Below are 14412 nucleotides of genomic sequence, written 5' to 3' on the forward strand. Positions count from 1 at the left end.
TTGCCGGTCCGCGTCCGTGGCTCGGGCGCGGAGGGTCCGCGCGGCCCCCCGGGAATCCGTACACCGCCCGATCATGCTGGGCGGCCCGGAAGGCGCCGCGACGTGTCCTCTAGCACGATTCCTATTACGGACAGTCACCGTGGGTCCTCCATCTCGACACGCGGTGGAGAGGTGTTTGCGGGATCGTTGCGCACATGAACCTGTCTCGCGCCCCCGCCCTTGCCCGCCCCGTTCCGCGCGTGGGCCGGGCTTGCCGAAAGGCGTGACGAAGTATGGGGTTTGCCCGGGCGCGCAGAGCGGGTACCGGTCACGCTGCGTAGCGCCGGGGCGGCGGCCCGCGGCTCGAACGTCCTTCTGTAGGGTCGGGACATGAGCCTCAGTGACATCCAGCTCCGCACCCTCGACGACGCCCCCACCACCTTGGGGGAGCTGGCGGCCGGCAAGGCCGTGCTCGTCGTCAACGTGGCCTCGCGATGCGGCCTGACCCCGCAGTACGGCGCCCTGGTCCAGCTCCAGGAGCAGTACGGCCCCCGCGGCTTCACGGTGATCGGCATGCCGTGCAACCAGTTCGCCGGCCAGGAGCCGGGCGCGGCGGAGGAGATCCAGGAGTTCTGCTCCACCACGTACGGGGTGGACTTCCCGCTGCTGGAGAAGGCCGACGTCAACGGCCCGGACCGGCACCCACTCTACGCCGAGCTGACGCGGACGCCCGACGAGCAGGGCGAGGCGGGCGACGTCCAGTGGAACTTCGAGAAGTTCCTCGTGGACCGGGACGGCAAGGCCGTGGCGCGCTTCCGCCCCCGCACCACGCCGGACGACCCGGCCGTCACGTCGGCCATCGAGAAACTGCTCTGAAGCTTCACCGCTCGAGCTGGTCCGCCGTGTGCGCGAGGACGGCCTCGGCCAGTTCCTCGTGCACCTCCGGCGGAAGGGTGTGCCCCATGCCCGCCACCATGAGCAGCCGCGCCCCGGGGATCCGGTCCGCGATGATCGCCCCGTGGCCCGGCTTGGCGGGCTCGTGGGTGCCCTCGATGACCAGGGTCGGCGCCTTCACCCGGTCCAGCACGCCCACCGGCTCGAAGTCCGGCCTGGCCATGGCGGCCAGGCGGTGGTTGGCCACCGCGGCGAGGTCGCGGGCCCGGTCAAGGATGCGCTCCTGCAGCCGGCGGGCGGCGTCCTCGTCGAACGGCAGCCCGGTCCCGTGCAGCACGCGCTGCTCCGCGATCATGCGGTCGATCTGCTCGCGCCGGTCGCCGGGCGGCGGGGCGGTGAACAGCCCCTGGTAGAACGCCACGAACTCCGGGGCCGGCTCCGGCAGGCTGCCCTCCGGCTGGGGCTCGCCCATCAGGGCCCGCACGATCACTGCGCCCTCACCGCCGCCGAGCGGCGAGGAGCCGATGACGGTGAGCGTCCGCACGCGCTCCGGCCGCTCCACCGCGACCAGCTGCCCGAGCAGCCCGCCCGCCGAGTGGCACACCAGATGCGCGCTCTCCAGACCATGTGCGTCCATCACGCGCAGCAGGTCGTTCTTGATGTCGTCCCATGTGTACGGCTCCTTCTCGAAGTCAACGGTGTCGGACCTGCCGGTGTCGCGGTGGTCGTACCGGATCACCCGGCGCCCGCCGGCGGTCAGCCTGCCGACGAACTCGTCCGGCCACAGGACGCCCTGCGACATCGACCCCATCACCAGCACGATCGGCGCGTCGGTCGCGGCGCCGAACTCTTCACTCCAGATGTTCGGTTGCATGCTCAAAGCATGTCCTGGGGAGTTACCGGTGCCTTCCGTAGGACTACTAGGCGCGCCAGTTCGGTACGGGTCCCGATGCCGAGCTTCGGATAGATCTTGTACAGGTGGTATTCGACCGTACGGGGGCTGAGGAAGAGCTGGGCGGCGATCTCCTTGCTGGACAGGCCGTCCGCGACCAGGCCCGCGATCCGCAGCTCCTGGGGCGTCAGCGCGTCGAGCGCGGCGTTGCGCGGGGCCTGCGCGCTCTCGCCCGCCGCCCGCAGCTCGCCGCGAGCCCGCCGCGCCCACGGCTCCGCTCCCGCCCCCTGGAACGTCTCGTACGCCGCCCGCAGGTGCCTGCGCGCCTCCCCGGGCCGCTGCGCCCGGCGCAGCCGCTCGCCCAGCAGCAGCCCTGTCCTGGCCGACTCGAAAGGGTTGACGTGCAGCCGCAGCGCCTCCTCGAAGGCGGCCGGCGGCCCGTCGCCGGCGTCGTCCGCCGCCACCAGCGCGCGGCAGCGGGCGAGGAGGGCACGTGACTCCGGCGTGCCCGCGTGTGCCGACCAGCGCTCGTACGCCTCCAGCGCCGCCAGCGCCGCCTCCCGGTCGCCCGCCCCCATGGCGGCCTCGATGCGGTCGGGCGTCGAACGCCACACCACGGTCGGATTCCCGGCCCCGGGACCGGCGGCCACGATCGCGGTGAAGCGCTCGTGCGCCGCGGCGTACCGGCCCAGGCCCAGGTCGAGCATGGCCAGCGCGTACGCGGCCGTCCCGGCGCGCATGCCCACCCGATGGGGGATGACGATGGCCAGCGCGTCCCGGGCGTGCCGGCGGCAGGCCTCCTCCTCGCCGCGCAGCGCCGCCACGACCGCGAGGTTGGCCAGGTGCGCCGCCACCGTGTTGGTGTACCCCGCCTCGCGGGCCAGCTCGAGCCCCTCCTCGGCGATCGCCTGGCTCTCGGCGAGCCGTCCGGCGATCCGCTCCGCCGTGGCCACGAACTCCAGCACCACGGGAAGCTGTCCCACCATCCCCGACATCCTGGCGAGCCGCCCGGCCCGCTCGATCAGCTCGGCCGCCAGGTCGGCCTCGCCCAGATAGCTGGCCGCGGCCGACGCCCACATGAGCTCCGCCGGCTCGCCCAGCTCCGCCACCTGCCCGAGCGCCCGTCTGAGCAGGTCGTGCCCGCCGGCGCCGTCGAGCATCGCGCCGATGCCCACGACCACGTCGCGCAGGAACCCCTTGGGGAACGCCGCCGCCTGCCGCCCGATCTCCACGATGGCCGCCGTGTCACCCACGTACGAGGCCGCCTCCGCCGCGTCGGCCAGCATGCTCAGGCTCTTGCCTGCCCGCAGGATCCGCACGGCCTCGGCGGCGTCGCCGGAGTTGAGCTCGAACCGTCCCCGCAGCTGGGCGAGCTCCATCGACAGCGCGGCGTCCGAGCCCGCGTGCTCGCGCGCCTCGGCCAGCAGGGACTCCGCCTGGCCCGGCCGGCCTCCGAGCCAGGCGTTCACGGCGGCGTCCTTGAGGCGTCCGGCTCGGGTGAGAGGCGCGGGGGTGAGCTCGGCGGCCCTGGCCAGAGCGGTGGCGGCGTCGCCGTACCCGCCGCGGTCGCGGGCCCGCGCCGCGCTCTCGGCCAGCGCGGTGGCGACGGCCTCGTCAGGGCCGAGCGCGGCCTCGGCCAGGTGCCTGGCCCGGCGGTCGCCGTCCGTCAGCTCCGCCAGGGCCGCGTGCGCCTCCCGGCGGGTGGCGGGGGCCGCGCTCTCGTACACCGCCGACCGGACGAGGGGGTGGCGGAAACGTACGTGCGCGCCCGAGGCCGTCGCCAGCCCGGCGGACTCCAGCTCGTCCAGCGCCGCCCGGCTCGCGCCCAGCCCCGCCCGGTTCACGCCCAGCGCCGTCCGGCTCGCGCCCAGCCGGTCGGCGGCGCGGAGCACGAGATCGAGGTCGCCTTCGACGGCGGCCACGAGGGCCAGCAGCCGCGCCGGGGCGGACAGCGCGGCCACCTGCTCGCCGAAGAGCTGCCTCCCGCCGGGCAGCGGGTCGGGGAGCGGCTCGCGCCCGGCGAGCTGTCCGGGCGTCAGCCGCCCGACCGTCTCGCGCAGGGCCAGCGGGTTGCCCCCGGTCAGCACGACGAGATCGCGCCGCACCCGATCGGAAACCGCGCCGCCGGCCTGCGCTCGCCCGGCGCCGCCGTTCATCGGGGTCCGCGCCGAGAGGAGCTCGGCGGCGGCGTCATCGTCCAGGCCGCCGACGTTCACCGACGGCAGGCCTTTCACCGGCGTGTCCCCGCGTACGGCGAGCAGCATCGCGACGCGCTCGGTGCCCAGCCGCCTGGCCGCGAACAGCAGCGCGTCGGCCGACGCCCGGTCCACCCACTGGAAGTCGTCGACCACGCAGATCAGCCCGTCCGGCACCGCCGCCTCGGCCAGCAGCGACAGCACCCCGGCCGCGAGCAGGAACCGGTCGCCGGACGCCGCCAGCCCGAGCGCGCCGCGCACGGCGTCGCGCTGCGGCTGCGGCAGCGTGTCCAGCAGGCCCATCACCGGCCGCAGCAGCTGGTGCAGCGCCGCGAACGCCAGGTCCGACTCCGGCTCCACGCCGGTGGTCCTCAGCACCCGCATGGCGCCGCCCCGCGAGGCCGCCAGGTCCAGCAGGGCCGTCTTGCCCACGCCCGCCTCGCCGCGCAGCACCAGAGCGCTCCCACTGCCGCCGAGCGCCCGGGCGATCACGTCATCGAGTGCGGCGATCTCCACCGTTCTGCCGTAAAGCACAACAGAACACTGTATTGGCAGCTCGGAAAACCCTTCGACGCCGGAACCGGGCATCGGAGAGGATGCTCGGATGGAGTCGAGGGTTGCCGTCGTGACCGGCGTGAGCAGGCGGATCGGCATCGGGTACGCCATCGCGCAAGAGCTGCTCGCGACCGGTGCCAGAGTGCTGGTGCAGTCGTGGACCCCGCACGACGCCGAGATGCCGTGGGGCAGCGACCCCGCGGGCATGGACGGCGTGCTGGAGTCGCTGGGCGGCGTCGGCGACCGGCTGCACCACGTCGAGGCCGACTTCGCCGATCCGGAGACGCCCGCGCGGGTGATGGAGCAGGCGGTCACCAGGTTCGGGCACGTGGACGTGCTGGTCGCCAACCACGCGCGCAGCTGCAGGCAGTCGCTGGAGGAGCTGACGGCCGCCGAGCTGGACCTGTCGTGGGCGGTGAACGCCCGGGCCAGCGCGCTGCTGACGAAGGCGTTCGCGGCCCAGCACGACGACCGGCGTCCAGGTGGGAGGGTCATCCTGTTCACCTCCGGCCAGCATCTGGCCCCGATGCCGGGCGAGCTGCCGTACGCGATCAGCAAGGGCGCGATCCAGCAGATGACGCTCAGCCTCGCCGACGCGCTCGCGGACCGGGGCATCACCGTCAACACCGTCAACCCGGGACCGGTCGACACCGGCTGGGCCGACCCCGAGCTCACCCGGCACGTCGGCCGGGCCCTGCCGGCGGGGCGCTGGGGGCGGCCGGAGGAAGTGGCCCGGCTGGTCCGCTGGCTCGCCTCCGACGAGGCGGCCTGGATCACCGGGCAGGTGATCAACTCCGAGGGCGGATTCCGCCGCTGGGTCCCGTGATCAAGCAAAATGATCGTGTGGCAGATGTCCTCCGGGCCGAGCGCATGCCGGTCCCCGTGCGGGCCGCCAGGTTCGTCCTGACCCTCCAGGTAGCGTTCGGCATCGCGGGCGTCGCCTTCAGCGTGATCGCCTTGGCTTCCGTGGGCGCCGCGTTCATCCCGTTGCTGCTCTTCCAGGTTGCCATCACGTCGCTCGAGGGCTGGCTGCTGTCCCGCTGGCCGTCGCGGAGGAAGCCGGTGCGCTGGGGCGCCGTCGCCGTCGAGGTGGTCTCGGCGGCTGCTCTCCTCGCGATCGTAGCGATCGACGGCGACGTCGGCTGGGCCGGCGTGCTGCCCCGCGTGCTCTTCCCGCTGGCGGTCGTCATCCCGCTGCTCACGCCCCCGGCGGGGCGGTGGTTCGACCGCTGACCCCCGTTACCGGCGAGGGCCGCAGCTGCCCCTGATGATGAGCTCCGTCGGCAGGATCACGCTGCGCGGTCTCCTGGACCCCGCCCGGAGCACGAGCTCCGCCGCCCGGTAGCCCATGTCCCTGCCCGGCTGGGCGATCACCGTCAGGGGAGGGGCGCACAGCTCGGCCCAGGGCACGTCGTCGTACATCACCAGCGACACGTCCCGCGGCACCCGCAGGTCCAGCTCCCTGGCCGCCAGCACCGCCGCCTCCCCCAGCACGTTGCCGCCGGCGACCACGGCCGACAGGTCGGGGCGGGTCTGGAAGAGGCCCGAGGCGGCGGCGTAGGCGGAGTCGCGGCTGCCGGTGCCGAACACGACCAGCTCCTCGTCCACCGGCGAGCCCACCGCCTCCCTGAACGCGGCCACCCGGCGGTCTTGGCCGGGCCCGCCGAGGAACGCGATGCGCCTGTGGCCCAGGCCGCGCAGGTAGCGCACGGCCGTGCGGATGCCGGCCCGGTCGTCCGCCAGCACGGCGGGCACGTCCAGCGGGCGCGTCTGCGGGGCGGGGGAGAGGCCGTCGAGGGCCATGAGGTCGGCGATGGCCGCCGCCCCGACGTCCTCGTGGGACGACAGGACCGGGAGGCGGTCGGCGAAGATCACTGTCATGCCCGCGCGGATCGCGGGCGCCCAGGTCTCCGCGTCGCCCGACGGTACGGCGATCAGGCGGTCCACGCTCTGTTCCAGGAGCATGCCGATCAGGTCGGCCTCCTGCTCCGGGTCGCCGCCCGTGGAGCCGAGCACGACGGGCTCGCCGGCCGATCGGGCGCAGGCGAGCACGCCCTCCGCCAGCTGGCCGTAGAAGGTGTCCGTCAGGTCGGGGACGAGCAGGCCCATGCCGCCCGTGCGGCGTTGGCGCAGGTTACGGCCGAGGGCGCTGGGGCGGTAGTCGAGCTGGGCGGCGACGGCGAGGACGCGCTCCCTGGTCGCCGGGCTGGCCGAGCCGCCCGACAGCACCCGGGACACGGTCGCGACGCCCACACCCGCCGCCTCGGCCACGTCCTTGATCGTCGCCCGCTTCTCCATGGAAACGATTCCATCATGGTTTCCGGAAAACGGGAAGTCACGGGATCCACAACGGCTGGTCACGCGGTAACCCTTGACACCGATGTCCGTTTCGGGTGAGATGCTTGAAAACGTATCCACGTGAGTGGGTCACGGCAATACCATCCGGGCACCCCCGCCCTGGAGCGCGAAGGAATGTCATGGCATCCATCGTTCTGACGAACGTCGACAAGGTCTACGCCGGTGGCGTAAAGGCTGTGAACGGGCTCAACCTTGAGATCAAGGATGGCGAGTTCATGGTGCTGGTCGGCCCCTCCGGTTGCGGTAAGTCGACCGCGCTCCGGATGATCGCGGGCCTCGAGGACATCAGTGGCGGCGAGATCGCCATCGGCGACAAGGTGGTCAACCACCTGCCGCCCAAAGACCGCGACATCGCGATGGTCTTCCAGAACTACGCGCTCTACCCCCACATGACGGTCGAGGAGAACCTCGCCTTCGGCCTCAAGCTCCGCAAGATGCCCAAGGCGGAGATCTCGAAGCGCGTCAACGAGGCCGCCAAGATGCTCGGCCTCGAGACGTACCTCAAGCGCAAGCCGGCCGCCCTCTCCGGTGGTCAGCGCCAGCGTGTCGCCATGGGCCGCGCCATCGTGCGTGAGCCGCAGGCCTTCCTCATGGACGAGCCGCTGTCCAACCTCGACGCCAAGCTCCGCGTCTCCATGCGCGCCTCGCTCAACACGCTGCACGAGCGCCTCGGCGTCACCACCGTGTACGTCACGCACGACCAGGTCGAGGCCATGACCCTCGGCGACCGCGTCTGCGTGCTCCGCGACGGTCTGCTCCAGCAGGTCGACACCCCGCAGAACCTGTTCGACAAGCCGGTCAACCTGTTCGTGGCCGGGTTCATGGGCTCGCCCTCGATGAACTTCGTCACCGCCGAGCTGGTCCGCGACGGCGGCGCCGCTGTGACCTTCGCCGACATCAAGCTGTCGATCCCCGACTCGACCTTCTCCGAGAAGCCGGGCCTCGACCAGTACATCGGCAAGAAGATCATCCTCGGCATCCGCCCGTCCGACTTCGAGGACGCGGCCTCCGCCGGCAACCACGCCAACGGCTGGGCCACGCTGCCGGTCAAGGCGGAGGTCACCGAGGAGCTGGGCTCCGAGATCAACGTGCTGTTCCTGATCGACGCCCCGCCGGTCGAGCACGCCGACACCACGGCCGCGCAGGACAACGACGACGACGAGGCGGCGCTGCCGCTGGTGGGCGACAAGTCCCTGTGGACCGCCCGCGTCAACGCCCGCAGCCACGTCCGTCCCGGCCAGAACATCGACCTGGTCGTCGACACGCACAACCTGCACTTCTTCGACCCGGCCAGCGGCCTCGCGATCGGCCACGAGGCCAACCGCTAAACGCCACTGTCTTCTCGTTCCCGGTCGTGAGCCCAGCTCACGGCCGCTCGGGCCCCCACCGCGACCCCCTCCCGCGGCGGGGGCCCGTTCTCTTCGCCGCCGCCGTGGCAGGATCCGGTACGGTCTCAGCGGCCGAGGCTCGCCGACACGCGGGACTGCACGCTGCGCGGCACGTACTTGCCGAGCGCCACGATGGCCTTGTAGCGCAGGTCGGGCACCGACACGCGCTTGCCCAGCGCCAGATCGCGCATCGCCTCCCGCACCACGTCGTCGGCCTTCAGCCAGAGGAAGTCGGGGATCCCCGTCGTGTCCATCGAGGCCCGCTGGTGGAACTCGGTCCGCACGAAGCCGGGGCAGAGCGCCATGATCTTGATGCGCGGGTTGCCCACCTCGTTCGCGGCGGACTCGCTGAAGTTCACCACCCACGCCTTGGACGCGCTGTACGTGCCGTGCGTGAAGAACGCCGCCACGGACGCCACGTTGACGATCGCGCCCCGGTCGCGCTCCCGCATGCCGGGCAGCGCGGCCAGCGTCAGCCTGAGCACGGCCTCGCAGTGCACCTTGAGCATGCGCGTCTCGTCCTGGACGGGCACCTCGGTGAAGCGGCCCGGGTGTCCGAAACCGGCGTTGTTCACCAGCAGGTCGACGCCGTCGGCGACCCTGGACTCGACCCTGGCCAGCCCTTCCTCGGTGCCGAGGTCGGCGGGCAGCACCTCGGTGGCGACCCCGTACCTGAGCTTGAGCTGGTCGGCGCTCTCGGAGAGCCGGCGCTCGTCGCGGGAGACCAGGACGAGTGAGAAGCCGTCGGCGGCCAGCCGCCGGGCGAAGGCGGCGCCGATGCCGGAGGCCGGGCCGGTGATCAATGCGGTAGGCATGCCAGAACCCTAACGCCGGGCGAGGACGGGCGGCGTGCGACGCGTCGCGCTCCACGCGCTCAGCCTGCGGGGCCCTCTCTGTCGGATCGAGCCCGCCTGACCCGCTCGATCAGCTCTTCGACCTGGTCGTTCAGCTTGCTGCCCCGTGCCCAGCCCGCGTAGTGCGTCAGGAAGACGACCACCTCGCGCAGCTCCGTCTCGGTGAGCTCCCCGGCCCGCAGCGCGGCGTCGAGGTGGAGGTCCGCCTGGTCGTGGAGTCCCTGGCCGACGAGCAGCCCGAGAAGGAGCAGGCGACGTTCCTTCACCGAGAGGACCTCCCTCGACCAGAGATCGGCGAACTGCCGTTCCGCGGCCAGCCCGAAGGAATCGACGGTCTCCATTGCCGGTTCTTTCATCGCGCGCTCCCGGGGCGGTCGGAAGGGATCCTCATATCTTTCGCTACTTCCTGAGTTGAACCAATGGGGGTTGCATGAACGTTGTAGTCATCCCCTGTCACGGACCGCGACGCCCCGGCCACAAGGACCGAAATTGATCTGTAACAAGTAAAGCCAATGGACGGCCAAGATTTGGTCAAGATTTTTAACCGTGCGCCGGGCTCATTCAGCCTGAAAGCGGGCACAACAACTCCGTTGGTCCGTAAAGCGGAGGTAAGCCCTGGTGAAAAAGGCACGGGGTTTGATCGCGGTCACGGTCGCGATCCTGATGCTGTCCGCGTGCGCCGGACAGCCCGATTTCCACTACGTACGTGACAGGGCGGGCACCACCTACTTCAAGGTGCCCTCCTCGTTCACGCAGCTCAACGCCGATCCCATCGAGATGTACCTGTCCGGCGACCACCCGAACTCGGCGGCGGCGCTGGTCCGGGCCCAGCGGGTCTGGTCGACGGCCTTCGACCAGTCCGCGGAGCCGTCGGTCGACCATCTGCTCGGCTCGACCGATCCGTTCGTCTACGCCACCGTTCACCAGCTCACGGAGGAGCAGCGGGACACGATCTCGCTGAACAGGCTGCGCGACTTCGTGCTGCCGGTGACGGATCAGATGCGTGAGCTCTACACGCAGCAGGCCGTGGCGACGGGTCAGCCGCCGATGTTCCGGAACTTCGAGCTCCTCAACGACGAGGTCCTGACCCTGGACGACGGCGCCAGGGGGGTCCGGGTCCGCTTCAACTACCAGATCGGCAACGACGTCCAGACGTTCGACCACACCGCCATCCTCGACGAGAAGGGCGCCACGGTCTCCGTCATGCTCATCGGCTGCCAGTCCGCCTGCTTCAGGAAGCGCGCCGCCGAGTTCGACAAGATCGAGAGTACGTTCAAGCTGCTCCGGCTGCCTGGATGAGGGAGCACCATTGACCACGACCATTCACCATGAAGGGCTGCGTGCCCCCGGCAGCGGGCCCTCCGATCCCGAATCCGTGACCAGGAAGAAGATGCAGTTCTGGGATCGGAGCAAGTTCCTCATCGCCCTGGTGGCCGCGTACCTCATCCTCACGTGGAAGGTGATGGCCGACTTCGCGGGCGTCGCCACGTTCCCCGAGGCCGCGCAGGCGATCGCGTACGCGTACCAGTGGATCTTCTGGCTGCTCGGCGTGGAGGTCGTGCGGCAGCTGCACTTCTTCGTCAGCGAGCACTGGTCGGCCTACCACCGTTTCTGGAGTCACCGGGTCTTCGGCGGGTTCGAGCGCTGGACGCACCGCCGCTTCGACGACTGGACGAGATACCGCCTCTCGCGCGCACTCAAGGTCGCCTTCTTCATCGTGCTGACCGCGCTGGTGCTGGGGGCGGTGCTGGACGTCAGCCCGTTCGTGGCGGTGATGCAGGCGCCGACGCTGCTCTGGAACGCGATGCCGTTCCTGATCCAGATCGTCTTCCTGTTCTTCGTGGTCATCATCCAGTTCGTCGGCCTGTTCTGGTTCCTGTCCAGAGGCGGCGTGGAGACGTACTTCCCCGACGACATCAAGACCCGCTTCCAGGACGTGTGGGGGCAGGACCACGTGGTCGAGCGCGTCCGGGAGAACATCGTCTTCCTGGAACGCCCCGACGAGATCGAGCGGCGCGGCGGGTACGTCCCCAGCGGCCTGCTGCTGTGGGGGCCGCCCGGCACCGGCAAGACCCTCATGGCCGAGGCCGTGGCGGGCGAGACGGGCAAGCCGTACGTGTTCGTGGATCCGGGTGCGTTCACGAACATGTTCATGGGCATCGGCATCCTGAAGGTCAAGTCGCTGTTCAGGAAGCTGCGCAAGCTGGCGCTCAGGTACGGCGGCGTGATCGTCTTCTTCGACGAGGCCGACTCCCTCGGCAAGCGCGGCCGGCTCGCGCAGCAGGGCCCGCCCGGACAGGGCGGCTTCTCCGGGCTGTCGGGCTCCCACGGTTGCCACGGGCTCAACTACCTGTCGGAGGAGACCCGCCAGATGCTGGCCTTCCGCGGCGCCCGCGACGCCGGCGAGGAGCCGGGCCGGCGCAACCGCTTCGTCATGGGCGGCGGCATGATGAACAGCGGCGACCCCGGCACGCTGCAGGCCCTGCTCACCGAGCTGTCCGGGCTCAAGAAGCCGCGCGGGTTCTTCAACCGGCTCGTGCGCCGGGTGCTCGGCATGCGGCCCAAGCCGCCGCCCAAGTACCGCATCCTCGTCATGATGGCCACCAACCGGCCCGACGCCCTCGACGAGGCGCTGCTGCGGCCGGGCCGTATCGACCGCATCTACAAGGTCGGCTACCCGTCCAAGGCGGGCCGGGTGCGTACGTACCAGGGCTATTTCGACAAGGTGTGGCATGAGCTGACCCCGGAGCAGATCGACAAACTGGCCACGATCACCCCGTACGCCACCGGCGCCACGATCAAGGACCTGGTCAACGAGTCCCTGATCACCGCCATCAGGGACGGCCGCGAGGTCATCACCTGGTCGGACGTGCTGCGGGCCAAGCGGCTCAAGCAGCTCGGGCCGCCCGAGGACGTCGAGTACATCGAGCGCGAGCGGCACGCCGTGGCGGTGCACGAGGCGTGCCACGCCGTCGTGGCGTACGTGACCCGCTTCCACCTCGAGATCGACATCGCCACCATCGAGAAGGGCGCCGACTACCTGGGCATGGTCGCCTCGATCAAGCCGGAGGACCAGTTCACCAGGTGGAAGTCCGAGCACGAGGCCGACATCATGGTCTCCCTGGCCTCGCTGGCCGGCGAGCGGATGTTCTTCGGCGAGGACAACTCCTCCGGGGTCTCCGGCGACCTGTACTCGGCCACGTACCTGACCGCCATGATGGAGTCGTACTGGGGGATGGGCACCGGCGTCACCTCGCTGCCCGCACTCCAGGAGCTGGAGATCATGGGCGGCAAGGCGATGCGCAAGTCCCGCCCCGGCGGCTCCATCGGCATCACCGACAGGGAGCCGGCCAGGCGCGACCAGGACCTGACCCCCGACGTGCTGGGGGAGCGGATCGAGTTCAACCTGGTGCGGCTGCTGGAGCAGACCCAGGAGCTGCTGCAGGAGCACCGCAGGGAGGTGCTCTGCGTGGCGCACGCGCTGGAGACGCACAAGACGCTCAACGGCGACGACGTGGTGGCGATCATCCGCAGGGAGCCGGGTCCGCTCATCGACGGCACGATCTACGGCTCCGACGAGCTCTACCACGAGTTGGAGGACTATCACCGGGACGCGGCCAGGGCGCACAAGGAGCACAGCCGCATCGAGCGGGACCTGCCCGGGCCGGCGGAGGAGCCGGTGGAGCTGCAGCCGGTCGGCTACGGCGGTCCCGGCGTGCACGCCGTCCAGCTCACGGCGCCGCCGGCTCCGCTGCAGGCGTCGCCCGTCGTTCCCGGGGTGGCCGCTGCTGCCGTCCCTGCCGGGTCCGTCGAGCCGTCCGACCGGCCCGAGTTCGTGCCGTGGGCGGCGTCTCCTCCCGCGTCCGCGCCCGTGTCCGTCGTGGTCGGCCCGCCCACGGACGCTCCCGCCCCGCCTCACGCCCCGCCTCCCGCCCCGGCTTCCGGGCGGCGCCGGCGTGCGGGCCGGGTCTGGCTGGTCGTCGCGAGCCTGCTGGGGCTGGTGGCGCTGTCCATCATCGCGGCGCTCGCGGTCACGGGCACGGTGGCGGGCGGCGGCCCGAACGCGACGGCCTCGGCCGTGGCCTCGCCCGGGCTGCTGCTCCTGCTGTTCGTGGTGGTCGTCGCGGTGATCGTGGGCGCCGGGCTCGCGCTCGTGGCCATCAAGGGGGTACGCGCGGCGCAGGCCAAGGCCGAACGCGAACGCGACCAGGCCCATGCCCGTGCCCAACTCCTGGCGGCAGCGATGGACCCGGACACGGCCATGCGGCTGCTCGGCTACGACGGCAACGGGACGGAGGGACGTACCTGACACGACGGCCCTGACACGATGGCGTGGTGCCACGGCACCACGCCATCGTCGGCGGCGGGCGGGCCTGCGCGGTACACCAGCGTTAACACAGGTCGGCCCTGATTAACACGGCGTTCACATATGGGCAAAAACCGGGAAACGGCCGTCCATAAGACTCGGCGTGGCTGTGAAACACCCCGAGAAAAGGACCGCCGTGAGCTACAAGGCTGAGTACATCTGGATCGACGGCACCGAGCCGACCGCTCTGCTGCGCTCGAAGACGAGGATCCTCGCCGACGGGGCCGAGCCGCCGGTCTGGGGCTTCGACGGGTCCAGCACCAACCAGGCCGAGGGCCACTCGTCGGACCGCGTGCTCCGCCCCGTGTTCGTCTGCCCCGACCCGATCCGCGGCGGTGACAACGTCCTCGTCCTGTCCGAGGTCGAGGAGATCAACGGCGAGGCGCACGTCAGCAACACCCGCGCCCTGCTCCGCCCGATCGCCGAGAAGTTTGCCGAGCAGGACTCCTGGTTCGGCATCGAGCAGGAGTACACCTTCTTCAAGGGCAGCCGCCCGCTCGGCTTCCCCGAGGGCGGCTTCCCGGCCCCGCAGGGCCACTACTACTGCGGCGTGGGCGCCGAGGCCGTGTTCGGACGCGAGATCGTCGAGCTCCACCTCGACCGCTGCCTCGCCGCCGGCCTGAAGATCTCCGGCATCAACGCCGAGGTCATGCCCGGCCAGTGGGAGTTCCAGGTTGGCCCGGCGGGTCCGGTCGAGGTCTCCGACCACCTGTGGGTCGCCCGTTACCTGCTCTACCGCACCGCCGAGGAGTTCGGCGTCGAGGCCACCCTCGACGCCAAGCCCGCCCGCGGCGACTGGAACGGCGCCGGCGCGCACACCAACTTCTCGACCAAGGCCATGCGCGAGAACTACGACGCCATCATCACCGCCTGCGAGGCGCTCGGTGAGGGTGACAAGCCGATGGAGCACGTCTCCCAGTACGGCGCCGAC

General features: G+C 71.1%; 12 protein-coding genes. 7 read left to right on the forward strand and 5 right to left on the reverse strand.

Annotated features, from left to right (window positions below):
- Positions 1-369 precede the first annotated feature (369 nt).
- On the forward strand, positions 370-855 hold the full coding sequence (locus ABD830_RS49955) for a glutathione peroxidase (RefSeq protein ID WP_345002648.1): 486 nt from the start codon (positions 370-372) through the stop codon (positions 853-855).
- Positions 856-859: 4 nt separating this feature from the next.
- On the opposite strand, the gene ABD830_RS49960 is transcribed toward ABD830_RS49955, so the two are convergent.
- Positions 860-1747 (reverse strand): alpha/beta fold hydrolase, encoded by an 888-nt coding sequence (locus ABD830_RS49960; protein WP_345002649.1) that lies wholly within the window; start codon positions 1745-1747, stop codon positions 860-862.
- Between the two features lie 2 nt (positions 1748-1749).
- Entirely contained in the window at positions 1750-4494 is a 2745-nt protein-coding gene (locus ABD830_RS49965; RefSeq protein WP_345002650.1) for a helix-turn-helix transcriptional regulator, read from the reverse strand.
- 70 nt (positions 4495-4564) lie between these two features.
- On the opposite strand from ABD830_RS49965, the gene ABD830_RS49970 reads away from it, so the two are divergent.
- Both ABD830_RS49970 and ABD830_RS49975 read left to right on the forward strand, forming a co-directional pair.
- Positions 4565-5341 carry an SDR family oxidoreductase gene (locus ABD830_RS49970; protein WP_345002651.1) on the forward strand — a complete coding sequence of 259 codons (777 nt, stop codon included), beginning with the start codon at positions 4565-4567 and terminating at the stop codon, positions 5339-5341.
- A 17-nt stretch (positions 5342-5358) separates the two neighbouring features.
- Entirely contained in the window at positions 5359-5748 is a 390-nt protein-coding gene (locus tag ABD830_RS49975) for a hypothetical protein (protein WP_345002652.1), read from the forward strand.
- A gap of 6 nt (positions 5749-5754) precedes the next feature.
- On the opposite strand, the gene ABD830_RS49980 is transcribed toward ABD830_RS49975, so the two are convergent.
- Positions 5755-6813: a LacI family DNA-binding transcriptional regulator gene (locus ABD830_RS49980; RefSeq protein WP_345002653.1), complete on the reverse strand. Its 1059-nt coding sequence runs from the start codon at positions 6811-6813 to the stop codon at positions 5755-5757.
- 179 nt (positions 6814-6992) lie between these two features.
- Here ABD830_RS49980 and ABD830_RS49985 point away from each other — a divergent pair, with 179 nt between their 5' ends.
- A complete protein-coding gene (locus tag ABD830_RS49985) occupies positions 6993-8201 on the forward strand; it encodes an ABC transporter ATP-binding protein (protein WP_345002654.1) in 1209 nt (402 codons plus the stop codon).
- Between the two features lie 125 nt (positions 8202-8326).
- Here ABD830_RS49985 and ABD830_RS49990 read toward each other — a convergent pair whose 3' ends face one another.
- Positions 8327-9076, reverse strand: coding sequence for an SDR family NAD(P)-dependent oxidoreductase (locus tag ABD830_RS49990; RefSeq protein ID WP_345002655.1), 750 nt, complete (start codon positions 9074-9076; stop codon positions 8327-8329).
- 59 nt (positions 9077-9135) lie between these two features.
- Positions 9136-9471, reverse strand: a complete 336-nt coding sequence (locus tag ABD830_RS49995) for a carboxymuconolactone decarboxylase family protein (RefSeq protein ID WP_345002656.1) — start codon at positions 9469-9471, stop codon at positions 9136-9138.
- Positions 9472-9733: 262 nt separating this feature from the next.
- Between ABD830_RS49995 and ABD830_RS50000 the strand changes: the two genes are divergently transcribed.
- The 3 genes from ABD830_RS50000 to glnII form a co-directional block, all read left to right on the forward strand.
- Positions 9734-10414, forward strand: coding sequence for a hypothetical protein (locus ABD830_RS50000; RefSeq protein ID WP_345002657.1), 681 nt, complete (start codon positions 9734-9736; stop codon positions 10412-10414).
- 10 nt (positions 10415-10424) lie between these two features.
- A complete protein-coding gene (locus ABD830_RS50005; RefSeq protein ID WP_345002658.1) occupies positions 10425-13424 on the forward strand; it encodes an AAA family ATPase in 3000 nt (999 codons plus the stop codon).
- A gap of 193 nt (positions 13425-13617) precedes the next feature.
- Positions 13618-14412: glutamine synthetase GlnII (gene glnII, locus ABD830_RS50010; RefSeq protein ID WP_345002659.1), on the forward strand; the 795-nt coding region annotated here is incomplete at its 3' end.

Origin of the sequence: Nonomuraea helvata (assembly GCF_039535785.1) — a bacterium.
GTDB classification, from domain to species: domain Bacteria; phylum Actinomycetota; class Actinomycetes; order Streptosporangiales; family Streptosporangiaceae; genus Nonomuraea; species Nonomuraea helvata.